Origin of the sequence: Vibrio sp. TBV020 (assembly GCF_046056895.1) — a bacterium.
Lineage (GTDB): Bacteria > Pseudomonadota > Gammaproteobacteria > Enterobacterales > Vibrionaceae > Vibrio.
On record NZ_JBEEAQ010000003.1, the window covers coordinates 52,839 to 78,777 of the forward strand.

Annotated in this window: 13 protein-coding genes, 6 tRNA genes and 6 rRNA genes; 6 read left to right on the top strand and 19 right to left on the bottom strand. The window is 46.4% G+C overall.

Annotation, left to right across the window (positions count from 1 at the left end; all coding sequences use genetic code 11):
• The first annotated feature begins 2 nt into the window (after nucleotides 1–2).
• From AAFX28_RS08120 to AAFX28_RS08130, 3 genes are all read left to right on the top strand, one after another.
• Nucleotides 3–1,223: a uroporphyrinogen-III C-methyltransferase gene (locus AAFX28_RS08120; protein ID WP_408687013.1), complete on the top strand. Its 1,221-nt coding sequence runs from the start codon at nucleotides 3–5 to the stop codon at nucleotides 1,221–1,223.
• Complete coding sequence (locus AAFX28_RS08125; RefSeq protein ID WP_408687014.1) at nucleotides 1,223–2,410, top strand: heme biosynthesis protein HemY; 1,188 nt, start codon at nucleotides 1,223–1,225, stop codon at nucleotides 2,408–2,410. Before AAFX28_RS08120 ends, AAFX28_RS08125 begins: the two co-directional genes overlap by 1 nt.
• 142 nt (nucleotides 2,411–2,552) lie before the next feature.
• A complete protein-coding gene (locus AAFX28_RS08130; RefSeq protein WP_408687015.1) occupies nucleotides 2,553–2,888 on the top strand; it encodes a c-type cytochrome in 336 nt (111 codons plus the stop codon).
• A 368-nt stretch (nucleotides 2,889–3,256) separates the two neighbouring features.
• Here the strand turns inward: AAFX28_RS08130 and AAFX28_RS08135 are convergent.
• The 18 genes from AAFX28_RS08135 to trxA all read right to left on the bottom strand — a co-directional run bounded on the left by AAFX28_RS08135 (nucleotide 3,257) and on the right by trxA (nucleotide 20,514).
• A tRNA-Asp gene (locus tag AAFX28_RS08135) sits at nucleotides 3,257–3,333 on the bottom strand.
• Between the two features lie 31 nt (nucleotides 3,334–3,364).
• Nucleotides 3,365–3,480, bottom strand: a 5S ribosomal RNA gene (gene rrf, locus AAFX28_RS08140).
• Between the two features lie 81 nt (nucleotides 3,481–3,561).
• A 23S ribosomal RNA gene (locus AAFX28_RS08145) occupies nucleotides 3,562–6,451 on the bottom strand.
• A 329-nt stretch (nucleotides 6,452–6,780) separates the two neighbouring features.
• Nucleotides 6,781–6,856: transfer RNA gene (locus tag AAFX28_RS08150), tRNA-Val, on the bottom strand.
• A 30-nt stretch (nucleotides 6,857–6,886) separates the two neighbouring features.
• A tRNA-Lys gene (locus tag AAFX28_RS08155) sits at nucleotides 6,887–6,962 on the bottom strand.
• A gap of 2 nt (nucleotides 6,963–6,964) precedes the next feature.
• Nucleotides 6,965–7,040 (bottom strand) — tRNA-Glu (locus AAFX28_RS08160).
• An 88-nt stretch (nucleotides 7,041–7,128) separates the two neighbouring features.
• Nucleotides 7,129–8,681, bottom strand: a 16S ribosomal RNA gene (locus AAFX28_RS08165).
• Nucleotides 8,682–8,996: 315 nt separating this feature from the next.
• Nucleotides 8,997–9,112 (bottom strand): 5S ribosomal RNA (rrf, locus tag AAFX28_RS08170).
• A gap of 81 nt (nucleotides 9,113–9,193) precedes the next feature.
• Nucleotides 9,194–12,083, bottom strand: a 23S ribosomal RNA gene (locus tag AAFX28_RS08175).
• Nucleotides 12,084–12,360: 277 nt separating this feature from the next.
• Nucleotides 12,361–12,436 (bottom strand) — tRNA-Ala (locus AAFX28_RS08180).
• A gap of 39 nt (nucleotides 12,437–12,475) precedes the next feature.
• A tRNA-Ile gene (locus tag AAFX28_RS08185) sits at nucleotides 12,476–12,552 on the bottom strand.
• 65 nt (nucleotides 12,553–12,617) lie between these two features.
• Nucleotides 12,618–14,170, bottom strand: a 16S ribosomal RNA gene (locus tag AAFX28_RS08190).
• The 16S, 23S and 5S rRNA genes sit together here with 6 tRNA genes alongside, the layout of an rRNA operon.
• A 514-nt stretch (nucleotides 14,171–14,684) precedes the next feature.
• Nucleotides 14,685–15,398: an NAD(P)H-flavin reductase gene (fre, locus tag AAFX28_RS08195; RefSeq protein WP_408687016.1), complete on the bottom strand. Its 714-nt coding sequence runs from the start codon at nucleotides 15,396–15,398 to the stop codon at nucleotides 14,685–14,687.
• Between the two features lie 13 nt (nucleotides 15,399–15,411).
• A complete protein-coding gene (locus AAFX28_RS08200) occupies nucleotides 15,412–15,681 on the bottom strand; it encodes a 2Fe-2S iron-sulfur cluster-binding protein (RefSeq protein ID WP_408687017.1) in 270 nt (89 codons plus the stop codon).
• Nucleotides 15,678–17,534 carry a 4-hydroxy-3-polyprenylbenzoate decarboxylase gene (ubiD, locus tag AAFX28_RS08205; protein WP_408687018.1) on the bottom strand — a complete coding sequence of 619 codons (1,857 nt, stop codon included), beginning with the start codon at nucleotides 17,532–17,534 and terminating at the stop codon, nucleotides 15,678–15,680. Before ubiD ends, AAFX28_RS08200 begins: the two co-directional genes overlap by 4 nt.
• 91 nt (nucleotides 17,535–17,625) lie before the next feature.
• Nucleotides 17,626–18,621: a hypothetical protein gene (locus AAFX28_RS08210; protein WP_408687019.1), complete on the bottom strand. Its 996-nt coding sequence runs from the start codon at nucleotides 18,619–18,621 to the stop codon at nucleotides 17,626–17,628.
• 108 nt (nucleotides 18,622–18,729) lie between these two features.
• The gene (gene rho, locus AAFX28_RS08215; protein ID WP_038209963.1) at nucleotides 18,730–19,989 is read right to left on the bottom strand and encodes a transcription termination factor Rho; all 1,260 of its coding nucleotides are present in this window, start codon (nucleotides 19,987–19,989) and stop codon (nucleotides 18,730–18,732) included.
• A 198-nt stretch (nucleotides 19,990–20,187) separates the two neighbouring features.
• The gene (gene trxA, locus AAFX28_RS08220; protein WP_138971474.1) at nucleotides 20,188–20,514 is read right to left on the bottom strand and encodes a thioredoxin TrxA; all 327 of its coding nucleotides are present in this window, start codon (nucleotides 20,512–20,514) and stop codon (nucleotides 20,188–20,190) included.
• A 112-nt stretch (nucleotides 20,515–20,626) separates the two neighbouring features.
• On the opposite strand from trxA, the gene rhlB reads away from it, so the two are divergent.
• The 3 genes from rhlB to AAFX28_RS08235 all read left to right on the top strand — a co-directional run bounded on the left by rhlB (nucleotide 20,627) and on the right by AAFX28_RS08235 (nucleotide 25,046).
• Nucleotides 20,627–21,931, top strand: coding sequence for an ATP-dependent RNA helicase RhlB (gene rhlB / locus AAFX28_RS08225; protein WP_408687020.1), 1,305 nt, complete (start codon nucleotides 20,627–20,629; stop codon nucleotides 21,929–21,931).
• A 7-nt stretch (nucleotides 21,932–21,938) separates the two neighbouring features.
• The gene (gene gppA, locus AAFX28_RS08230) at nucleotides 21,939–23,429 is read left to right on the top strand and encodes a guanosine-5'-triphosphate,3'-diphosphate diphosphatase (RefSeq protein ID WP_408687021.1); all 1,491 of its coding nucleotides are present in this window, start codon (nucleotides 21,939–21,941) and stop codon (nucleotides 23,427–23,429) included.
• Nucleotides 23,430–23,588: 159 nt separating this feature from the next.
• Entirely contained in the window at nucleotides 23,589–25,046 is a 1,458-nt protein-coding gene (locus tag AAFX28_RS08235; RefSeq protein WP_408687022.1) for a winged helix-turn-helix domain-containing protein, read from the top strand.
• Here AAFX28_RS08235 and AAFX28_RS08240 read toward each other — a convergent pair.
• Nucleotides 25,030–25,800: a TerC family protein gene (locus AAFX28_RS08240; RefSeq protein WP_408687023.1), complete on the bottom strand. Its 771-nt coding sequence runs from the start codon at nucleotides 25,798–25,800 to the stop codon at nucleotides 25,030–25,032. The genes AAFX28_RS08235 and AAFX28_RS08240 overlap by 17 nt on opposite strands.
• Nucleotides 25,801–25,939 lie beyond the last annotated feature (139 nt).

The window sequence follows — 25,939 nt, forward strand, 5'->3', positions numbered from 1 at the left end:
TAATGACAAGCAAAAATAAAAACGAAAACATTGCCCCTGACCAAGACAAATCGACGGCAGAGGATAACAACAAAGTTGAATCAACCGCCTCTGACGTTAAACAAGAATCGATGGCTGCAGAAAGCACCGTAGAGACTGAGACAAAAGCACCTAAAACAGCACAAGAAAAGACGCCGCCAGAATTCGAAGAAAAACAAGGCAAAAGAGGCGTGAAATTAGGTGCCGTCGCAATAATCATCTCACTTCTATTTGGCGGTGGCCTTACTCTGCAAATGCAGCAAAAGAATGCCGAATACCAAGCTCAAATTAATGCGCTTCAAGCACAACTCAAGCAAACTCAAACCAACGTACAATCTGAGTTAGAATCGACGCAGCAACAAGCGATTGCGAAAGCTACTGAAATTACCCACCGAGCTGAAACAGTTTTAGCACAACAACAGAAAAGCATCGAAAGTCTTCAAGTTGCTATGGCGGATGTAAAAGGCCGTCGTCCAAATGACTGGTTACTGGCAGAGGCAGACTACTTAGTCAAACTTGCTGGGCGTAAGCTTTTCCTTGAGCATGATGCAGTCAGCGCAACCAAATTGATGGAAAGCGCCGACCAACGTATCGCTGCACTGAACGATCCGAGCCTAGTGCCACTGCGTAAAGCAATGGCAAATGATATTACTAAGCTTAAAACTATCCCGCTTATTGATAGAGAAGGCCTAGTCCTAAGAATTACAGCCCTTCAACAACAAGTCGATACGTTACCTCTAGCGAACGCCCTACTTCCAGAAGCACAACAAGAAGAGAAGCACGTCGTTTCTCAAGACGTGTATGACTGGAAAGATAACCTAATGACGTCACTGAAGGACTTCTCTGAGAACTTCATCACCTTTAGAACTCGCGATGGTAACGTCATTCCATTGCTATCTCCTCAGCAGCATTTCTATCTGAAAGAGAACATTAAAGCGAAGCTAGAAACAGCAATTAAAGCGGTATACGTTGAACAACAAGAGATTTACTCAACTGCACTGACAACCGCTGATAAGTGGTCTTCCACTTTCTTTAATCAAGACTCAAATGAGGTAAAAGAGTTCAATAAAGCGCTAGAGCTATTAAGCAAACAGACGGTCCAGGTGGAGTACCCGGTTAAACTTGAAACACAACAAGATTTATCTGATGTGATTCGTGATCGACTTCGCCGAGAGGTAACAACTCTAGTGACGGAGGATAAATAATGTTTCGATTGATTTTCCTTTTTGTCATTCTGGGGCTCGGCCTTTTTGCAGGAACTCAATACGCTGGTCAACAAGGTTATGTACTCATTTCTGTTGCAAGTAAGACAATTGAGATGAGTGTGACAACGCTAGTGATCTTTGTTATCGCCACGCTAGCAGCTCTATTCGGCCTTGAATATCTCGTTAAAAGAGCCCTTTATGCGAGTTCTGCAACTTGGAACTGGTTTAGTGTGCGTAAAATGCGCCGTTCACGTCGTTACACAAACGAAGGCATCATTAAGTTACTAGAAGGCGACTTTAAACAAGCCGAGAAAAAAGTAACACGCTGGGCAAACCATCATGATATGCCACTACTCTGCTACCTAGTCGCATCAGAAGCAGCACAAGGGATGGGTAATGATGAGCAACGAGATCGCTACCTTGAATTGGCTGCACAGCAAGAGAACTCAACACTGGCAGTTGAACTAACTCGTGCAAAACAGCAGATTCGTGAGGCAAACTATACTGCTGCCTTTGATACGCTATCAACATTGAAAGGTCAGTACCCAAGCAACACGATTGTGTTAGATCTTCTAAAACAAGTGTATATCGAACTTAAGTTATGGCAGCCACTATTGGATCTGCTACCGAAGCTAGTGAAACATAAGATTGTATCGAAGGAAGATCAGGAGCCATTAGTTCAACGAGCACAGTGTGGGCTTCTGAATGAAGTCGCGACACAGAAAGGCAGTGAAGGCCTTGTTGCTCATTGGAATTCACTACCACGCAAGGTGAAAGCAGATAGTCACTTAATCGAATGTTTTGCTAAGCAATTGATCTCTCGACAAGCTGATAACGAAGCATTTACCTTGATTAAGGAAACACTGAAAAAGCATCCAAACTCTAACCTATACACTCTACTACCTGAACTGAAACTAGCAGATAGCCATCCTGTAGTTACCTTCCTTGAAAGCGTAATCCGTAAAGATGGTAACAATGCAGATGCTCATAGCGCATTAGCTCAGTTCTACTTGCGTGACGAGAAATGGTCTGAAGCTCAAACTCACTTTGAAAAAGCACTATCAGTACGTTCGAATGTTGCTGATTATGGCTACTTATCAGATGCGCTAGAAAAGCAAAATCTAACCAAAGCAGCTCACGAAGTTTCTAAGAAGGCACTGACACTTATTAACGAACCTGCAGCTTAAGCTCAAGAGTTCTCTCCTATCATTCAGCCACCCTCTTTAGGGTGGCTTTTTTATTTCATACAAAAATGAAGATTATGTTCACCTAACGTTAATGTAGTACGGAGTACTATTAACTTAGTTAAGCATATATAGGATTTAGAACATGAAGAAAGTAGCTTTAATTTCACTAGTCTCTTTATCATTGTGCGCTGCAGTTCAAGCAAAGCCAATCGACATTGAGAAAGGAGAAAGTAATTACAAGATGCTTTGCATGTCGTGTCATGGAGACAAAGGGCATGGTGATGGCTTTGCAAGTAAAACTCTTTCAGAAGCACCGTCAAACATCTATGCAGGCTTAAATTCATGGTTTGAAAGTGAAGCTGAGTTAATTGATACAGTGCTAAACGGGAACGAAGGTATGCCAGCATGGGGAGCGGTTCTCACTGAAAGTGATGTTAAAGATATCTTCGCCTACATTGAAAAAGTGAATAAATCATAGCAACTAAAACACTCGAACTAACAGGGGTTGATGCGAAAGCATCAACCCCTTTGTTTTGCCTGAATGAACAATAGGTAACACTGCAAGTTCATTTTCGGCTGTAATGACCTAATAGGACCGTTGCTGTTGAGTGTTCTTAGTTAAGAGTCTATGCAAATAATCGATCGGAGCGTAGCTTAATCTAATCTAGAGCGATCAGTGTTAATTAATAGTAGATACGCGAAAGCCCTAGCATTGCTACTAGGGCTTTTTCTAAATATGTATAACTACGATTGGACTTCCAGCTAACTAAGACTAGTCACCTAATAGAGAAAATCATTTCGCCTAAAACGACAAAACCCAGTCCGAAGACTGGGTTTCTAAATAAGTGGCGGAGCGGACGGGACTCGAACCCGCGACCCCCGGCGTGACAGGCCGGTATTCTAACCAACTGAACTACCGCTCCGCACTGGTTAGACTTAAAGTCTAAATTTAAAGCCTGGCGATGTCCTACTCTCACATGGGGAAGCCCCACACTACCATCGGCGCTAATTCGTTTCACTTCTGAGTTCGGCATGGAATCAGGTGGGTCCAAATCGCTATGGTCGCCAAGCAAATTCTTTAATTCGGAAAGCTGCAGTTCTTACACATTCAATGTTCTTATTTGAGTCCATCAAAACCCTTTGGGTGTTGTATGGTTAAGCCTCACGGGCAATTAGTACAGGTTAGCTCAACGCCTCACAACGCTTACACACCCTGCCTATCAACGTTCTAGTCTCGAACAACCCTTTAGGACCCTCAAGGGGTCAGGGAAGACTCATCTCAGGGCTCGCTTCCCGCTTAGATGCTTTCAGCGGTTATCGATTCCGAACTTAGCTACCGGGCAATGCGTCTGGCGACACAACCCGAACACCAGAGGTTCGTCCACTCCGGTCCTCTCGTACTAGGAGCAGCCCCCTTCAATCTTCCAACGCCCACGGCAGATAGGGACCGAACTGTCTCACGACGTTCTAAACCCAGCTCGCGTACCACTTTAAATGGCGAACAGCCATACCCTTGGGACCGACTTCAGCCCCAGGATGTGATGAGCCGACATCGAGGTGCCAAACACCGCCGTCGATATGAACTCTTGGGCGGTATCAGCCTGTTATCCCCGGAGTACCTTTTATCCGTTGAGCGATGGCCCTTCCATACAGAACCACCGGATCACTATGACCTGCTTTCGCACCTGCTCGAATTGTCATTCTCGCAGTCAAGCGGGCTTATGCCATTGCACTAACCTCACGATGTCCAACCGTGATTAGCCCACCTTCGTGCTCCTCCGTTACTCTTTGGGAGGAGACCGCCCCAGTCAAACTACCCACCAGGCACTGTCCGCAACCCCGATTCAGGGGTCGACGTTAGAACATCAACACTACAAGGGTGGTATTTCAAGGACGGCTCCAACGATACTGGCGTACCGTCTTCAAAGCCTCCCACCTATCCTACACATGTAGGGTCAATGTTCAGTGCCAAGCTGTAGTAAAGGTTCACGGGGTCTTTCCGTCTAGCCGCGGGTACACTGCATCTTCACAGCGATTTCAATTTCACTGAGTCTCGGGTGGAGACAGCGTGGCCATCATTACGCCATTCGTGCAGGTCGGAACTTACCCGACAAGGAATTTCGCTACCTTAGGACCGTTATAGTTACGGCCGCCGTTTACCGGGGCTTCGATCAAGAGCTTCGACCGAAGTCTAACCCCATCAATTAACCTTCCGGCACCGGGCAGGCGTCACACCGTATACGTCATCTTACGATTTTGCACAGTGCTGTGTTTTTAATAAACAGTTGCAGCCACCTGGTATCTGCGACTCTCAATAGCTCCATCCGCGAGGGACTTCACCGTCAAGAGCGTACCTTCTCCCGAAGTTACGGTACCATTTTGCCTAGTTCCTTCACCCGAGTTCTCTCAAGCGCCTTGGTATTCTCTACCCGACCACCTGTGTCGGTTTGGGGTACGATTCCTTACAATCTGAAGCTTAGAGGCTTTTCCTGGAAGCATGGCATCAATGACTTCACACCCGTAGGTGCTCGACGTCGTGTCTCAGCCTTAGAAAGAGCCGGATTTACCTAACTCTTAAGCCTACGCACTTGAACCTGGACAACCGTCGCCAGGCCCACCTAGCCTTCTCCGTCCCCCCATCGCAATTGTAAGAAGTACGGGAATATTAACCCGTTTCCCATCGACTACGCCTTTCGGCCTCGCCTTAGGGGTCGACTTACCCTGCCCCGATTAACGTTGGACAGGAACCCTTGGTCTTCCGGCGAGGGGGTTTTTCACCCCCTTTATCGTTACTCATGTCAGCATTCGCACTTCTGATACCTCCAGCATGCTTTACAACACACCTTCAACGGCTTACAGAACGCTCCCCTACCCAATGACTAAAAGTCATTGCCGCAGCTTCGGTTTATAGCTTAGCCCCGTTACATCTTCCGCGCAGGCCGACTCGACTAGTGAGCTATTACGCTTTCTTTAAATGATGGCTGCTTCTAAGCCAACATCCTAGCTGTCTAAGCCTTCCCACATCGTTTCCCACTTAGCTATAATTTGGGACCTTAGCTGGCGGTCTGGGTTGTTTCCCTCTCCACGACGGACGTTAGCACCCGCCGTGTGTCTCCCGGATAGTACTTACTGGTATTCGGAGTTTGCAAAGGGTTGGTAAGTCGGGATGACCCCCTAGCCTTAACAGTGCTCTACCCCCAGTAGTATTCGTCCGAGGCTCTACCTAAATAGATTTCGGGGAGAACCAGCTATCTCCAGGTTTGATTGGCCTTTCACCCCTAGCCACAAGTCATCCGCTAATTTTTCAACATTAGTCGGTTCGGTCCTCCAGTTGATGTTACTCAACCTTCAACCTGCCCATGGCTAGATCACCTGGTTTCGGGTCTATATCCAGCAACTCGACGCCCAGTTAAGACTCGATTTCTCTACGGCTCCCCTAGATGGTTAACCTTGCTACTGAATATAAGTCGCTGACCCATTATACAAAAGGTACGCAGTCACACCACGAAGGTGCTCCTACTGCTTGTACGTACACGGTTTCAGGTTCTATTTCACTCCCCTCACAGGGGTTCTTTTCGCCTTTCCCTCACGGTACTGGTTCACTATCGGTCAGTCAGTAGTATTTAGCCTTGGAGGATGGTCCCCCCATATTCAGACAGGATATCACGTGTCCCGCCCTACTCGATTTCACTGAATGTGCGTTGTCGACTACGGGGCTATCACCCTGTATCGCCGGACTTTCCAGACCGTTCGTCTAACGCATATAAAGCTTAAGGGCTAGTCCAATTTCGCTCGCCGCTACTTTCGGAATCTCGGTTGATTTCTTTTCCTCGGGGTACTTAGATGTTTCAGTTCCCCCGGTTCGCCTCATTAACCTATGTATTCAGTTAATGATACATGCTTATGCATGTGGGTTTCCCCATTCGGAAATCCCAGACTCAAGTGGCTTTTACTGCCTAATCTGGGCTTATCGCAAGTTAATACGTCCTTCATCGCCTCTGACTGCCAAGGCATCCACCGTGTACGCTTAGTCACTTAACCATACAACCCCAAAGAGTTTCGCGAAGCGAATCTTGAGGATGTTGTTAAACAACCAAAGTTGTCTGCATTTTTATACATGTGCAGACTCGATTTTGCCGGACTCAAATTCCAAGAACACTTGAATGTGTTGTATTGGTGTTTGTCATAAAGACAAACATTGAGAACTTTACAATCAACAATAAATTGTTGATTTGTCAGCTTTCCAAATTGTTAAAGAGCATGATTCTTCCGAAGAAGGTCATTTTCTAAAGACTTTCGGCGTCAAAAAATCCAACCACATACGCTTTACTGAAGTGGTTTGGAATTCCTATCCAAAAATACTTAGAGAATGGTGGGCGATACCGGGCTCGAACCAGTGACCCCCTGCTTGTAAGGCAGGTGCTCTCCCAACTGAGCTAATCGCCCACATAAGTTTTAATTCTTCGTGGAGAAGAATGGTGGGTCGTGCAGGATTCGAACCTGCGACCAATTGATTAAAAGTCAACTGCTCTACCAACTGAGCTAACGACCCAATGGTATCCCGTAGGGGAGTCGAACCCCTGTTACCGCCGTGAAAGGGCGGTGTCCTAGGCCTCTAGACGAACGGGACACTAATCTGAACACCTTGGGGGGTGTTCCATCTCTTAAACTACATAAACCATCAATCTGTGTGAACACTCATCGCAATAATCATCGTATAAGGAGGTGATCCAGCCCCAGGTTCCCCTAGGGCTACCTTGTTACGACTTCACCCCAGTCATGAACCACAAAGTGGTGAGCGTCCCCCCGAAGGTTAAACTACCCACTTCTTTTGCAGCCCACTCCCATGGTGTGACGGGCGGTGTGTACAAGGCCCGGGAACGTATTCACCGTGGCATTCTGATCCACGATTACTAGCGATTCCGACTTCATGGAGTCGAGTTGCAGACTCCAATCCGGACTACGACGCACTTTTTGGGATTCGCTCACTATCGCTAGCTTGCTGCCCTCTGTATGCGCCATTGTAGCACGTGTGTAGCCCTACTCGTAAGGGCCATGATGACTTGACGTCGTCCCCACCTTCCTCCGGTTTATCACCGGCAGTCTCCCTGGAGTTCCCGACATTACTCGCTGGCAAACAAGGATAAGGGTTGCGCTCGTTGCGGGACTTAACCCAACATTTCACAACACGAGCTGACGACAGCCATGCAGCACCTGTCTCAGAGTTCCCGAAGGCACCAATCCATCTCTGGAAAGTTCTCTGGATGTCAAGAGTAGGTAAGGTTCTTCGCGTTGCATCGAATTAAACCACATGCTCCACCGCTTGTGCGGGCCCCCGTCAATTCATTTGAGTTTTAATCTTGCGACCGTACTCCCCAGGCGGTCTACTTAACGCGTTAGCTCCGAAAGCCACGGCTCAAGGCCACAACCTCCAAGTAGACATCGTTTACGGCGTGGACTACCAGGGTATCTAATCCTGTTTGCTCCCCACGCTTTCGCATCTGAGTGTCAGTATCTGTCCAGGGGGCCGCCTTCGCCACCGGTATTCCTTCAGATCTCTACGCATTTCACCGCTACACCTGAAATTCTACCCCCCTCTACAGTACTCTAGTCTGCCAGTTTCAAATGCAATTCCGAGGTTGAGCCCCGGGCTTTCACATCTGACTTAACAAACCACCTGCATGCGCTTTACGCCCAGTAATTCCGATTAACGCTCGCACCCTCCGTATTACCGCGGCTGCTGGCACGGAGTTAGCCGGTGCTTCTTCTGCAGCTAACGTCAAATGATGTAGCTATTAACTACACCACCTTCCTCACTGCTGAAAGTACTTTACAACCCGAAGGCCTTCTTCATACACGCGGCATGGCTGCATCAGGCTTGCGCCCATTGTGCAATATTCCCCACTGCTGCCTCCCGTAGGAGTCTGGACCGTGTCTCAGTTCCAGTGTGGCTGATCATCCTCTCAGACCAGCTAGGGATCGTCGCCTTGGTGAGCCCTTACCTCACCAACTAGCTAATCCCACCTGGGCATATCCTGACGCGAGAGGCCCGAAGGTCCCCCTCTTTGAGCCGAAGCTATTATGCGGTATTAGCCATCGTTTCCAATGGTTATCCCCCACATCAGGGCAATTTCCCAGGCATTACTCACCCGTCCGCCGCTCGACGCCGTTATCGTTCCCCGAAGGTTCAGATAACTCGTTTCCGCTCGACTTGCATGTGTTAGGCCTGCCGCCAGCGTTCAATCTGAGCCATGATCAAACTCTTCAATTTAAGATTTTGTCGGCTCAATGAATACTGAACATTACATAAGTAATGTTTGAATTGACTGTGCTGAGTCTTTCGACTCGTTGGTCACTTCGTTTCATTGAAACCTAATTTGATACCGAAGTATCTAATTGGATTATCATCAACGAGTGCCCACACAGATTGATAGGTTTATATTGTTAAAGAGCTTTGCTTTCAATGCTTTAGCACCGAAGCGGATGCGTATAATACGCTACTGACTCTATAAGTCAACATAAAATTCTAAAATAATTTAAAACTTTATGGTGACTTGCTTAAATCTTAAGCAAGTGCAGAGTTAAAGCCTGGCGATGTCCTACTCTCACATGGGGAAGCCCCACACTACCATCGGCGCTAATTCGTTTCACTTCTGAGTTCGGCATGGAATCAGGTGGGTCCAAATCGCTATGGTCGCCAAGCAAATTCTTTAATTTGAAAAGCTGAAGTTCTTACACATTCAATGTTCTTATTTGAGTCCATCAAAACCCTTTGGGTGTTGTATGGTTAAGCCTCACGGGCAATTAGTACAGGTTAGCTCAACGCCTCACAACGCTTACACACCCTGCCTATCAACGTTCTAGTCTCGAACAACCCTTTAGGACCCTCAAGGGGTCAGGGAAGACTCATCTCAGGGCTCGCTTCCCGCTTAGATGCTTTCAGCGGTTATCGATTCCGAACTTAGCTACCGGGCAATGCGTCTGGCGACACAACCCGAACACCAGAGGTTCGTCCACTCCGGTCCTCTCGTACTAGGAGCAGCCCCCTTCAATCTTCCAACGCCCACGGCAGATAGGGACCGAACTGTCTCACGACGTTCTAAACCCAGCTCGCGTACCACTTTAAATGGCGAACAGCCATACCCTTGGGACCGACTTCAGCCCCAGGATGTGATGAGCCGACATCGAGGTGCCAAACACCGCCGTCGATATGAACTCTTGGGCGGTATCAGCCTGTTATCCCCGGAGTACCTTTTATCCGTTGAGCGATGGCCCTTCCATACAGAACCACCGGATCACTATGACCTGCTTTCGCACCTGCTCGAATTGTCATTCTCGCAGTCAAGCGGGCTTATGCCATTGCACTAACCTCACGATGTCCAACCGTGATTAGCCCACCTTCGTGCTCCTCCGTTACTCTTTGGGAGGAGACCGCCCCAGTCAAACTACCCACCAGGCACTGTCCGCAACCCCGATTCAGGGGTCAACGTTAGAACATCAACACTACAAGGGTGGTATTTCAAGGACGGCTCCAACGATACTGGCGTACCGTCTTCAAAGCCTCCCACCTATCCTACACATGTAGGGTCAATGTTCAGTGCCAAGCTGTAGTAAAGGTTCACGGGGTCTTTCCGTCTAGCCGCGGGTACACTGCATCTTCACAGCGATTTCAATTTCACTGAGTCTCGGGTGGAGACAGCGTGGCCATCATTACGCCATTCGTGCAGGTCGGAACTTACCCGACAAGGAATTTCGCTACCTTAGGACCGTTATAGTTACGGCCGCCGTTTACCGGGGCTTCGATCAAGAGCTTCGACCGAAGTCTAACCCCATCAATTAACCTTCCGGCACCGGGCAGGCGTCACACCGTATACGTCATCTTACGATTTTGCACAGTGCTGTGTTTTTAATAAACAGTTGCAGCCACCTGGTATCTGCGACTCTCAATAGCTCCATCCGCAAGGGACTTCACCGTCAAGAGCGTACCTTCTCCCGAAGTTACGGTACCATTTTGCCTAGTTCCTTCACCCGAGTTCTCTCAAGCGCCTTGGTATTCTCTACCCGACCACCTGTGTCGGTTTGGGGTACGATTCCTTACAATCTGAAGCTTAGAGGCTTTTCCTGGAAGCATGGCATCAATGACTTCACACCCGTAGGTGCTCGACGTCGTGTCTCAGCCTTAAAAAGAGCCGGATTTACCTAACTCTTAAGCCTACGCACTTGAACCTGGACAACCGTCGCCAGGCCCACCTAGCCTTCTCCGTCCCCCCATCGCAATTGTAAGAAGTACGGGAATATTAACCCGTTTCCCATCGACTACGCCTTTCGGCCTCGCCTTAGGGGTCGACTTACCCTGCCCCGATTAACGTTGGACAGGAACCCTTGGTCTTCCGGCGAGGGGGTTTTTCACCCCCTTTATCGTTACTCATGTCAGCATTCGCACTTCTGATACCTCCAGCATGCTTTACAACACACCTTCAACGGCTTACAGAACGCTCCCCTACCCAATGACTAAAAGTCATTGCCGCAGCTTCGGTTTATAGCTTAGCCCCGTTACATCTTCCGCGCAGGCCGACTCGACTAGTGAGCTATTACGCTTTCTTTAAATGATGGCTGCTTCTAAGCCAACATCCTAGCTGTCTAAGCCTTCCCACATCGTTTCCCACTTAGCTATAATTTGGGACCTTAGCTGGCGGTCTGGGTTGTTTCCCTCTCCACGACGGACGTTAGCACCCGCCGTGTGTCTCCCGGATAGTACTTACTGGTATTCGGAGTTTGCAAAGGGTTGGTAAGTCGGGATGACCCCCTAGCCTTAACAGTGCTCTACCCCCAGTAGTATTCGTCCGAGGCTCTACCTAAATAGATTTCGGGGAGAACCAGCTATCTCCAGGTTTGATTGGCCTTTCACCCCTAGCCACAAGTCATCCGCTAATTTTTCAACATTAGTCGGTTCGGTCCTCCAGTTGATGTTACTCAACCTTCAACCTGCCCATGGCTAGATCACCTGGTTTCGGGTCTATATCCAGCAACTCGACGCCCAGTTAAGACTCGATTTCTCTACGGCTCCCCTAGATGGTTAACCTTGCTACTGAATATAAGTCGCTGACCCATTATACAAAAGGTACGCAGTCACACCACGAAGGTGCTCCTACTGCTTGTACGTACACGGTTTCAGGTTCTATTTCACTCCCCTCACAGGGGTTCTTTTCGCCTTTCCCTCACGGTACTGGTTCACTATCGGTCAGTCAGTAGTATTTAGCCTTGGAGGATGGTCCCCCCATATTCAGACAGGATATCACGTGTCCCGCCCTACTCGATTTCACTGAATGTGCGTTGTCGACTACGGGGCTATCACCCTGTATCGCCGGACTTTCCAGACCGTTCGTCTAACGCATATAAAGCTTAAGGGCTAGTCCAATTTCGCTCGCCGCTACTTTCGGAATCTCGGTTGATTTCTTTTCCTCGGGGTACTTAGATGTTTCAGTTCCCCCGGTTCGCCTCATTAACCTATGTATTCAGTTAATGATACGTGCTTATGCACGTGGGTTTCCCCATTCGGAAATCCCAGACTCAAGTGGCTTTTACTGCCTAATCTGGGCTTATCGCAAGTTAATACGTCCTTCATCGCCTCTGACTGCCAAGGCATCCACCGTGTACGCTTAGTCACTTAACCATACAACCCCAAAGAGTTTCGCGAAGCGAATCTTGAGGATGTTGTTTAAACAACCAAAGTTGTCTGCAATTTTTATACATGATGCAGACTCGATTTTGCCGGACTCAAATTCCAAGAACACTTGAATGTGTTGTATTGGTGTTTGTCTATAAAGACAAACATTGAGAACTTTACAATCAACAATAAATTGTTGATTTGTCAGCTTTCCAAATTGTTAAAGAGCAGATTTTCTAATGAAAACCATGTTTAAAGATTCTTGTGAAAGAACACTTAAAGATGGTGGAGCTATGCGGGATCGAACCGCAGACCTCCTGCGTGCAAGGCAGGCGCTCTCCCAGCTGAGCTATAGCCCCATCAGGTGTTGATACTGTGTGCCAATCTCCAAAGGAAATTGGTGGGTCTGAGTGGACTTGAACCACCGACCTCTCGCTTATCAGGCGAACGCTCTAACCACCTGAGCTACAGACCCAGTATCGTCTCTTAAACTACATAAACCATCAATCTGTGTGAACACTCATCGCAATAATCATCGTATAAGGAGGTGATCCAGCCCCAGGTTCCCCTAGGGCTACCTTGTTACGACTTCACCCCAGTCATGAACCACAAAGTGGTGAGCGTCCCCCCGAAGGTTAAACTACCCACTTCTTTTGCAGCCCACTCCCATGGTGTGACGGGCGGTGTGTACAAGGCCCGGGAACGTATTCACCGTGGCATTCTGATCCACGATTACTAGCGATTCCGACTTCATGGAGTCGAGTTGCAGACTCCAATCCGGACTACGACGCACTTTTTGGGATTCGCTCACTATCGCTAGCTTGCTGCCCTCTGTATGCGCCATTGTAGCACGTGTGTAGCCCTACTCGTAAGGGCCATGATGACTTGACGTCGTCCCCACCTTCCTCCGGTTTATCACCGGCAGTCTCCCTGGAGTTCCCGACATTACTCGCTGGCAAACAAGGATAAGGGTTGCGCTCGTTGCGGGACTTAACCCAACATTTCACAACACGAGCTGACGACAGCCATGCAGCACCTGTCTCAGAGTTCCCGAAGGCACTAATCCATCTCTGGAAAATTCTCTGGATGTCAAGAGTAGGTAAGGTTCTTCGCGTTGCATCGAATTAAACCACATGCTCCACCGCTTGTGCGGGCCCCCGTCAATTCATTTGAGTTTTAATCTTGCGACCGTACTCCCCAGGCGGTCTACTTAACGCGTTAGCTCCGAAAGCCACGGCTCAAGGCCACAACCTCCAAGTAGACATCGTTTACGGCGTGGACTACCAGGGTATCTAATCCTGTTTGCTCCCCACGCTTTCGCATCTGAGTGTCAGTATCTGTCCAGGGGGCCGCCTTCGCCACCGGTATTCCTTCAGATCTCTACGCATTTCACCGCTACACCTGAAATTCTACCCCCCTCTACAGTACTCTAGTCTGCCAGTTTCAAATGCAATTCCGAGGTTGAGCCCCGGGCTTTCACATCTGACTTAACAAACCACCTGCATGCGCTTTACGCCCAGTAATTCCGATTAACGCTCGCACCCTCCGTATTACCGCGGCTGCTGGCACGGAGTTAGCCGGTGCTTCTTCTGCAGCTAACGTCAAACGAGGCCGCTATTAACGACTCCGCCTTCCTCACTGCTGAAAGTACTTTACAACCCGAAGGCCTTCTTCATACACGCGGCATGGCTGCATCAGGCTTGCGCCCATTGTGCAATATTCCCCACTGCTGCCTCCCGTAGGAGTCTGGACCGTGTCTCAGTTCCAGTGTGGCTGATCATCCTCTCAGACCAGCTAGGGATCGTCGCCTTGGTGAGCCCTTACCTCACCAACTAGCTAATCCCATCTGGGCATATCCTGACGCGAGAGGCCCGAAGGTCCCCCTCTTTGAGCCGAAGCTATTATGCGGTATTAGCCATCGTTTCCAATGGTTATCCCCCACATCAGGGCAATTTCCCAGGCATTACTCACCCGTCCGCCGCTCGACGCCGTTATCGTTCCCCGAAGGTTCAAATAACTCGTTTCCGCTCGACTTGCATGTGTTAGGCCTGCCGCCAGCGTTCAATCTGAGCCATGATCAAACTCTTCAATTTAAGATTTTGTCGGCTCAATGAATACTGAACACTACATAAAGTAATGTTTGAATTGACTGTGCTGAGTCTTTCGACTCGTTGGTCACTTCGTTTCATTGAAACCTAATTTGAAGCCGAAGCTTCTAATTGGATTATCATCAACGAGTGCCCACACAGATTGATAGGTTTATATTGTTAAAGAACATTCCTTTAAGAGCTAAGCGTTAGCGCTTTCTCTCAAAGTGGACGTGCATTTTAGCGATTCAGACTTCAGTGTCAAACACTTTTTTGAAGTTTTTCTCAATTTCTTTTTAGAAGAAGTTAAGTAGCTAAATTGTCTTATTCATCCTACCGACTCGTCGCTGAAGCCTTGTGGCGTCTGCCGTGTCAGTGGAAGCGCATTATAGGGAGTTCAGACTTAAGCGCAAGCCCTTTTTCAAAAAAAATTGAAAAAAATAAGCGTTCGATGAATTTATATTCAAAACCTAACAAAAAGGGAGCTAAACGCTCCCTTTTTCACCAAATACGGCCGCTTTTAAATAAAAGCGTAAGCATCAGCAAACATTCTTTCTGCTTGCGCTTGTTTATTTAAGGTGAATTGTTCTCTTGCAGCACCTGCCATTTCGAAGCGACCTGCTATATAGATGTCATATTCAGATAATGAGTCAAAGTCTTGCTCAATTGCCTGAAGCACATTACCAACCTTACCAGTCCAATCAGCTGGCGCTTCTTCTACTACAGGAACAAAGCTTACATTACTGTATTTAGCAGCAATCTCTTCAAGTTCTGCTTTTGCATATAGTTGGCACTCATCTCGACCACCCCAATAAAGGTGAATTTCGTTTTCTAGTTTCTGTGCAACACAATGATCCAAGATTGAACGTACATAACTAAAGCCAGTACCACCAGCGATAAGTAATAGAGGACGTTCACTCTCTTCTTTTATCCACGCATCACCGTGTGGCGCATCAATCGTAACTTCGCCATCATGTTCTAGTGCTGCTTTCATTGCCTCGACAACCTCAAGGGCATAAGCATTTTGCTCAGCAGCACCGATATGTAGTTCTAGCTCACCTTCATGGCGGCACGGGCTGCTAGCAATAGAGAACGGACGCTTGTCTTTCTCACCCATCACGACCATTAGGTACTGACCGGCTTTAAAGTCTACTGGGCTTTCTGGGTGTAATAAAATTTGGTAAGTATTGCAAGCCAACGGCTGAATGGACTTTACTTTACATTGAATAGTCATGATTTCCTCTTACTTACTCTTCCAAAGTAAGCACTAATTTACTTTCTGCGAAGGCTTGGCAAGCAAATATCCAACCTTGTTGCTGCTCTTCTTCTGTCAGCATTGGCTCAAGGTGATAAGAAACTTTCCCTTCTAGTTTACGACATAAACAGGCTGCACATGCACCAACCTGGCAGCGGTGTGGAAAGCTAATATTATTGTTGAGCGCAGCTTCCAACACCGTTTGTCCTTCTTGCACCTCAAATTCTATATTTGCTGGCTGCAAGATGACTGTATTGCTCATAGGATACCCAACTTATCCCAGAACGCATCGATTTTCGCTACCAATTGCGGATCTTTCTCAATTGGGGTACCCCATTCACGACTGACTTCCTCGCCTTCAACTTTATTCGTTGCATCGAGAACCAATCGGGATGATTGCCCGTCAAAAGCATTCACTTGTTTCGTGTCACGCTCAGGATCCATTCGAGTCGTGATTGCCCAAATGATGTCATTCCAATCTTTTGCATCGACATCGCCATCGCAAAGCACCACAAACTTAGGTTCTCCACGCTCAGAAAGGAACTGTTCGACTTTTTCAGCTAGCTGCTGAGATTGGCCAGCTCGTTCCTTATTCATCGTAACGATAGCAAAGCTGTTGTTGCTCGCTGTAGAAGGAATATAGATATCTTTCACTTCTGGATTTCGGTCAATAAAGGCTTTCAGCTCAGTATCTTCAATCTGAACTGAAGAGTTGGCTGAATCTTGAGAGCCAACCAGTTCGGCTTCCCACTTTATCGTGGCATCTAGCCCCATCTTTGAGCCTAAGCCTACTACAGGAGAAGCAAAGTCGAGCGAATCAATTGGTGTGTTGTTGATAAATAAGGTATCACGCACAGGTTCCATATTGTCTGTCATAGCTTGGACAACATCATCCCAGTTACGGGCATCGACCTTTTCATCACAAACAATAACAAACTTGGTATACATAAACTGACGTAAGAAAGACCACACACCCATCATCACACGCTTAGCATGACCAGGGTACTGTTTCTTCATCGTCACTACGGCCATTCGGTAAGAACATCCTTCAGGCGGTAGATAAAAATCTTCTATCTCAGGAAACTGCTTTTGCAGGATAGGCACAAACACTTCATTGAGTGCAACGCCTAACACTGCTGGCTCATCTGGCGGACGACCAGTGTAGGTACTGTGATAGATAGGGTCTTTACGCATGGTGATATGAGTAATAGTAAACACATGGTGCTTTTCTTTCTCATTGTAATAACCTGTGTGATCACCATAAGGTCCTTCATCCGCAAATTCATTCGGATCGATATAACCTTCCATGACAATTTCAGCACTAGCTGGAACTTCAAGATCATTGCTAACAGATTTAACTACTTCTGTTTTGCTCCCACGCAGTAAACCTGCAAAGGCATATTCTGAAAGCGTATCTGGTACCGGTGTTACCGCACCAAGAATAGTCGCTGGGTCAGCACCAAAAGCCACCGACACTGGAAATGGTTTGCCAGGGTTGGTTTCCATCCAATCACGTAAATCTAATGCGCCACCTCGGTGAGCTAACCAGCGCATAATGATTTTGTTCTTACCGATTTTCTGTTGGCGGTATATACCGAGATTTTGGCGTTTTTTGTTTGGCCCTTTAGTGACAGTTAAACCCCAAGTAAGCAGAGGTGCAACGTCACCAGACCAACAACTCATTACCGGGACTTTATCAAGATCGACCTCATCACCTTGCCAAACAACCTCTTGGCAAGATGCTTTACGCAGTCGCTTAGCTGGCATATTTAATACCTGCTTAAACACTGGCAATTTATCCAAAGCATCTTTGAAGCCTTTTGGTGGCTCTGGCTCTTTTAAATAAGCGAGTAATTTACCTACTTCACGCAGCTCTTTAACGTCTTGTCGTCCCATACCTATCGCTACTCGCTCTGGCGTTCCAAACAAGTTGGTCAAAACGGGCATGTTGTAGCCAATGGGATTTTCAAATAACAATGCAGGGCCACCTGCACGAAGTGTGCGATCGCTAATTTCTGTCATTTCGTAATCAGGATCGACAGGATAAGAGATGCGCTTGAGCTTCCCTTCTTTTTCTAGGTGTGCGATGAAATCGCGTAAATCCTTAAAACTCATAGACCTAATCATGGGCTGGTTAATCTACACGCAGTATAACAAAAAAGAGGAATCGTCCGATCCCTCTTTTTATTATGGATATAGCCAAGTATTACTGACTGAGTACGCTCAAAATAGCACGGCTATTCACTCGTTGATTACTGCTTGCTAGTTCTTCTAGCCAAGACGAGTAGCCTTGGCGTGCAAGCTCACCAGCAATAAACCTAGCATCATCAGAAGCTGCCATTCGTGCAACTAAGAAATCTTTAATATCTGGAGACATTGGGCGTACTTTGGTTAGTTCAGTAATTGCCCGCTCTTTAAGACTTGGATTATTCGCAGCTTGCATGACTTGGTTAAGTGAAAACTCATTCCCCACTCTCGCTAAACGGACCAACTCACGTTCACTGTTAAAGTCTGCTTTCATTAACCACAGCAGTTTATATACTTCAGCGCTTTCACTCACTTGTGCCAGTCTGACCATGACTTCCGATGAAGGTAACCAACTGGTCACCGCCTCTTGAGTCAACTGATCAGTTAACCCTTTAACAGCTTCTGGAGACAGACTGTCTAGTTCTCTAATCAATAACGCTTCTCGAGCCTGTACCTGATATTCCGTCCCCTTGAGCCAATCTTTAAGAATGAGCTCTTGACGCTCAGCATCTAGCACAAACGCTAGTGTAGACTGATCTTGGTGCCATTGCTTCAGTAAGCGATGAGCGATTGCTGGGTAATTAAAGGCTGGAACGGAAAACTCATAACCATCACCTCTTTCCAATACTTGATAAGTAGGGACCATAGACTTCTGCTGTTCAACAAACAGGGCCATCTTTGGAGTTAAGATCAGGTTCTGGTCTTCAATTTTCTTTAGTAATAGATAGCGTGAGACTTCTTGGACAGGTAAAGAGAGTCTTTGTAGGGCGAAATTGAGTCCATCAATATCATCTTCCACGACAAACTGAAGCAGCTCAGCGACCTTGTCGTGAACTTGTGTTTCTTGAAGCCATTGCTCAACTTGCTGGGGCTGCATTTCCGTTGCAGTAGCGACTGGTACACCAAAGAGTAGCGTTGCTGATAGGAGTACCGACGACAACATTCCTTGTTGCATGTTAACCTCCTTGTAACATTTGCCCCATTGTGCTCGTTCTACTGGGATAATGCAAACAAAAACGCCACCGATAACGGTGGCATTCTATAAAACGAATTTTTTCAGAATTTACTGACGGCGCATCGCATCGAAGAACTCATCATTGGTCTTCGTCATTGCTAGCTTATCAATCAGGAATTCCATCGCGTCGATCTCACCCATTGGGTGAACAATCTTACGCAGAATCCACATTTTCTGTAGCTCTTCATTCTTAGTTAGAAGCTCTTCACGACGAGTACCACTACGGTTGAAATCAATCGCTGGGAATACGCGTTTTTCTGCAATCTTACGGTTCAGGTGAATTTCCATGTTACCTGTACCTTTAAACTCTTCGTAGATAACTTCGTCCATCTTAGAACCAGTATCAACTAGAGCAGTTGCAAGGATAGTTAAGCTACCACCCTCTTCTACGTTACGAGCTGCACCAAAGAAACGCTTAGGACGGTGAAGTGCGTTTGCATCCACACCACCAGTCAAAACTTTACCTGATGAAGGAACAACAGTGTTGTATGCACGAGCAAGACGAGTGATTGAGTCAAGCAGGATAACTACATCTTTTTTGTGTTCTACAAGACGCTTCGCTTTCTCGATAACCATTTCAGCTACTTGCACGTGGCGAGATGCTGGCTCATCAAACGTAGATGCTACAACTTCACCTTTAACTAGACGCTGCATCTCTGTTACTTCTTCAGGACGTTCGTCGATAAGAAGTACCATTAGCTCACACTCTGGGTGGTTGTAAGCGATGCTTTGAGCAATGTTCTGTAGCAACATTGTTTTACCCGCTTTTGGCGGAGCAACAATCAAACCACGCTGACCTTTACCAATCGGTGAAGCAAGGTCCAAAACACGTGCAGTAATATCTTCTGTCGAACCATTACCACGCTCCATCACCATACGCTCGTTAGCGTGTAGTGGCGTCAAGTTTTCAAATAGAATCTTGTTACGCGCGTTGTCTGGCTTGTCATCATTAACTGTATTGACTTTTAAAAGCGCAAAGTATCGTTCGCCATCTTTTGGTGGACGAATCTTACCGGCAATTGAGTCACCTGTACGTAGGTTAAAGCGACGAATCTGACTTGGAGAAACGTAAATATCATCTGGGCCAGCAAGGTATGAGCTGTCCGCACTACGTAGGAAACCAAAGCCGTCTTGAAGTATTTCCAGAACCCCGTCGCCAAAAATATCTTCACCACTTTTCGCATGCGCTTTTAGGATGGAGAAGATAATGTCTTGCTTTCTTAGACGTGCTAGGTTTTCTAAGCCTAAGCTTTCGCCAAGTTTGACAAGATCAGACACAGGTCTGTTCTTCAGTTCTGTTAGATTCATAGTGGTGGATACTTGTTTAGTCAAAATAAGGATCTGTTTTTTTGGTTAAGATGGATTTGGTCACAGGATCGACCAAGAAGAGAAAACTTGTTTATTTAACGTGCGATAAACTAGCACTAAATAGTAGCCTAGTCTAGATTTTGTTGGTATTCAAAAAACAAAACCGTGCTATAGAAACAGCACGGTCTTATCTAACTATTATAGGTTAGCGTCTAGGAACTCTTTAAGTTGAGTTTTAGACAGCGCACCTACTTTAGTTGCTGCTACGTTACCGTCTTTAAATAGAAGCAACGTTGGAATACCACGGATACCAAATTTAGGTGGAGTACCTGCGTTTTGGTCGATATTTAATTTACCGATAGTGAGTTTGCCTTCGTACTCGTCTGCAATTTCGTCCAAAATTGGCGCAATCATCTTACAAGGACCACACCATTCTGCCCAAAAATCAACAAGAACTGGGCCTGCAGCGTTAATTACGTCGGCTTCAAAACCGTCATCAGTTAGCTGCAAAATCTTATCACTCATCTTCCACTCCAATGTGTTTTTTCGGAACTGGTTGGATGATAACCAGTATTTAGATGCCCTATTGGAATGTATTTACTTTCGTATTGCAAGCTTAAGCTGATATTCTATAGCAATGAAAAAGACGCATATCACAGAGCAAAAGTTCGCCGATTTGGGTTTACACCCTCAAATTACTGAAGGTCTGGAGAAAAAAGGGTTCGAATTTTGTACCCCAATCCAAGCCTTGGCGTTGCCGGTACTGCTCACCGGCCAAGACATCGCAGGTCAAGCCCAAACGGGTACAGGTAAGACATTAGCCTTCCTGACTGCTACTTTTAACCACTTACTGACCACTTCTGAACATGAAGGTCGTAAGCCAAACCAGCCACGTGCCATTATTATGGCTCCAACTCGTGAGCTAGCGATTCAGATCTTTAACGATGCTGAACCACTAATCGCGAGCACTGGCATCAAAGCGGCACTTGCTTACGGCGGTGAAAGCTATGATAAGCAATTGGCTAAGCTAGAAGACGGTGTGGATGTACTGATTGGTACAACGGGTCGTATTATCGACTTCTATAAACAAAAGGTATTTAACCTCAACCACATTCAAGCTGTTGTACTTGATGAAGCTGACCGTATGTTCGATCTTGGCTTTATTAAAGACATTCGCTTCTTGTTCCGTCGCATGCCTGAACCAAAAGAGCGTTTGAACATGCTGTTCTCAGCAACGCTTTCTTACCGCGTTCAAGAGCTAGCCTTCGAACATATGCACAACCCAGAGCATGTTGTCGTAGAACCAGAAGTGAAAACAGGTCATCGCATTCAAGAAGAACTGTTCTACCCTTCTAATGAACATAAGATGTCTCTACTTCAGACACTTATTGAAGAAGAATGGCCAGATCGCGCGATCATTTTTGCCAACACTAAACATAAGTGTGAGTCAGTTTGGGGACACCTAGCTGCCGATGGTCACCGCGTTGGCCTACTAACTGGTGATGTTCCACAGAAAAAACGTGAGCGCATTCTAGAGCAATTCACTAAAGGTGAAGTCGATCTATTGGTTGCAACCGACGTTGCTGCTCGTGGCCTACATATCCCTCAGGTAACGCACGTATTTAACTTTGATCTACCAGATGATTGTGAAGACTATGTACACCGTATTGGTCGTACAGGCCGTGCTGGTGCAAGTGGTCACTCAATCAGCTTTGCTTGTGAAGATTACGCAATCAACTTACCGCCGATTGAAGAGTACATCGAGCACGCTATTCCAGTATCTGACTACGACCCAAGTGCACTGATCGAAGATCTACCAGCACCGATTCGTATGCGTTCTAACCGTCCGCAACAACGTCGTACCAATACTGGCGGGTCACGTTCAGGAAATAATCGTCGCTCGAACCATCGCTCTCGTCCACGTCAACAAAAGGATTCTTAAGTCGTCTATGAGCCAAGCAGTTTCATCTCCGCTTTACGCAGCCATCGACCTCGGGTCGAACAGTTTTCATATGCTCGTTGTGCGTCACATTGATGGCAGCATCCAAACTATGGCTAAAATTAAACGCAAAGTTCGCCTTGCGGCAGGTTTAGACGAAAATAACGCGCTAAGCCTAGAAGCCATGCAACGCGGGTGGGACTGCTTAAGTCTATTCGCAGAACGACTGCAAGATATTCCGACAGAAAACATTCGCATTGTGGGTACGGCGACTTTGCGTACCGCAACCAATGTGGATGTTTTCCTCGAGAAAGCGAACCAAATTCTTGGCCACAAGATTGAAGTGATTTGTGGTGAAGAAGAAGCTGCGACCATCTATAAAGGTGTCGCTCACACTTCTGGTGGTAGTGGCCGCCGTTTGGTGGTTGATATTGGTGGTGCAAGTACTGAACTCATTATTGGCGAAGGCTTTGAAGCTAAGGCCTTAACCAGCCTAAAAATGGGTTGTGTTACTTGGTTAGAACGTCACTTTAAAGACCGTCAACTTACGGTAACCAACTTCAACAACGCCATTCAAGCAGCGAAAGAAACACTTCAGCCGATCTTGGAACAATACACGTCAATTGGTTGGGATGTTTGTGTCGGTGCTTCTGGAACCGTTCAGGCTCTGCAAGAGATCATGCTGGCACAAGGGATGGATGAGGTCATTACTCATGCCAAACTTAAGCGTCTACAAAAGCAGGCGATGCTAGCCGACCACTTAGAAGAGCTAGAAATTGAAGGCCTGACGCTAGAGCGAGCTTTAGTGTTCCCAAGTGGTTTATCGATTCTGATTGCTATCTTTGAGCTGTTAGAGATTGACTCGATGACCTTAGCGGGCGGTGCTCTGCGTGAAGGTTTAGTTTACGAGATGGTTGATGAGTTAAAGCAAGACGATATCCGTGCTCGTACTATCGCTAGCGTGCAAAGTCGCTATCAGATCGATGCAATTTATGGTGAACAAGTGGCTAATATGGCCGCTAAACTACTGTCTGAGTGTCAGGATGATTGGATTGCCGAATCTCAAGGTGACGTATTACTTGAAACGGCAGCTAAACTGCATGAGATTGGTTTAACCATCGATTTTAAGAAAGGTGGAGAACACAGTGCTTACCTGCTTCAGCATCTCGATCTGCCAGGTTACACTCGCGCGCAAAAACATCTTCTAGGTGAACTGGCTCGTCGATATAGAGAGCAGTTAACGTCTCTGCCTGAGCAACATGCTCTTTCGAGTACTAGTGCGAAACGAGTTCTGCGCTTATTACGCCTCGCAGTATTGCTTACTCATCGTCGTAACCCAGAGCTAGAACCGAACATTAGTTTAGGCTCAGCCGATGACAAGCTAACCTTGACGATCAAGTCTGAGTGGCTACATGCAAACCCACTGACTGCAGCTGAACTTGAAATCGAAGCTAACCGTCAGAGTGATATTGGTTGGCCCTTGTCGATTGTCGAATACTAAAGAAACCCTCTTCGGAGGGTTTTTTATTGCCCAACCAGAATTATTGACTTAATTATTAATAACAAGATTGAGTGAAGAAATTCAAACAACATCATAAAAATCATCACATTATGCCATATACTGTTTTTTGATGGAGTTCAGTACTAAGGAGTCAGGTGCATGGTGGATAAAGCGACTAGCTTTAATATTGATGAATGGTCTTTCATTCCCAATGAAGGACAGATTGTGTTTAGCAATAAGACCATCAACATCGACAAACGTCTTAGTAAACTACTGGAATTCTTTTGTCAGAATCCTGGGCAGACACACACTCGTGATGAACTAATCGAGAACGTATGGAATGGCATGATTTTGACTGATCAAGTCGTTACCCAAGCTGTATTCGAGTTACGAAAAGTCCTAAAGCAAAACTCAACGAAGAATGAAAGTTATATCATCACTGTTCCTAAGCGAGGATATAAATTCTTTGCTGAAGTGGGTGTTAGTTATGACACTAACACTAGTGTTGCCAATGACTCCCCGCAGCCAAAAGCCCTAACTGTAAATACCGAAAAGAAGACACCTTCCCCACAGGCTTCTAGCGATAAAACCAAACGTCCGTTGCTCATATTGCTCGCAGCCATTGTCTGCTTTGAAACTGGCTACATTTTATACTCCGCCTTGAACAATCAAACTCAGCAACCGACCAATCAACCCGTTCGAATCGGCAATTTTGAGTCCCGCTACGTAGTGTTAGAGATCAGTGATGATATTCAGCAGAATCCAGTGCTATTCGGCGTGGTCACCAAGTTTATTGAATATGTGGGCTATTACAGCAATATCCGTATCGTCCATAGCCCTGAGTTACAAAAAATCGCCGCGATAGAGCTTAAGTTTGCGACCTCTCCAAGCCGAGATGGCAAACATACACGATTGACCATGCACTACCATAATCGAGTATCCAACCAAGGCCACCTGAGCCGCCGTTACCCAACCGAGCTGTCATCTATCCGTCAGACTCTGTTTTCTATGCTGGATGATATGTTAGGAGCATTGTATATATCGCCACCAAAGCAAGAGCTGATGCAACTGCTCGAACAACTGCCAGATAATGAGGCTGCACTAGAGCATATTCTTACTGGAATTGGCTTCTTGTATAACGGAGAACCAATGGAGAAGGCTTTACAGAACCTAGCATTAGCCAAGCAACTAGCTCCAGATCATGACTTTACTTATACCGTAAATTACATCGGTGAAATGTTCCGTACCTTCAACTCAAACGATTCAGATAAACAAAAGACGATTGCTGCGATCAATGATGAGTACCGTGATCGACTTACTCGTTTACTTGAGCAAGGGGAAATGCCACGTGCTTTTGATGCAATGGCAATGATGGCTCTCTCTGAAGACAACCCAGAAAAAGCCATGCGTATCTTGCTGTCCCTGCCCGATCAGAAACATTCAATCTTGTCTTACTTACTGCTAGCAAAAGCAGAGGAAGCTCGAGGAAATGGAGGGGCGGCAAAAGAGCTTTACCTCAAAGCGACACAAAGTAACTCTTCATTGAGAGCGGTGCAGTTTGCTTCCCCACTATTCTTTGACAGTAACTTAGACCCACTACTTAAAGAATTTGAGTAGTTTCCAATCGTTGACGAATATGTTCATCATGCGTCCAATTTGGGGTCATTTGACTGGATTTTTTCTGCTGCCTATCAAGAATAATGTGCAGTATTTCCAAGGTTAAACCAAACGCGAGTACAACATAGGTATAGCTCTTATCCACTTCAAAGCCAGTTCCTTCAAATACAAGCATTGCACCTAGCAAAATAAGGAACAGCAAAGCTAGCAGCTTGAGCCCAGGGTAAGCAGCGATGGTAAGCTGAATCTTTTCTGCTAATGCCAGCATTATGATGGCTGAAATGACAATGGCTGCGACGATGATTTCTACATCGTGAACCAGAGCAACTGCGGTAATGACCGAATCAAACGAGAACACCGCATCAATCGCTATAATTTGTAGTACCACCAGTGTCACACTTGCCGTTACCGCTCCTTTTTCAGCCTGTCCTTTCGACTGCAACCACGCCAATAGTTCCTTTAAACTCTTTAATAGCAGAAACGCACCGCCAAATATCAAAATTAGATCTTTACCTGAGAACGCCCACTTCGAAATACTCATCACTGGTTCAGTTAATGACATAAGCCAAGAGACCGAAAATACCAGTGCAATACGAGATACAACTGCCAAGCCTATCCCCAAGTTGCGCACCTTCCTTTGTAAGCCAGTAGGTAATCGCTCAACCAAAATCGAAATAAATATCACGTTGTCGACCCCAAGGATGACCTCGAGTAATAACAAGGTACTAAATGCAACCAAATAGTCGGTAACCATTACTTAGCCCCCTGTCGCTTAAGAACGAAAGAGGAGAAGCTTGACTGACGATTACGCCATTTATAAACACATACACAGACTAGTTTGATTGCAATAAATATCATGGTTGTCCCACCTGAAAGTAAAAAGGTCGGCCATT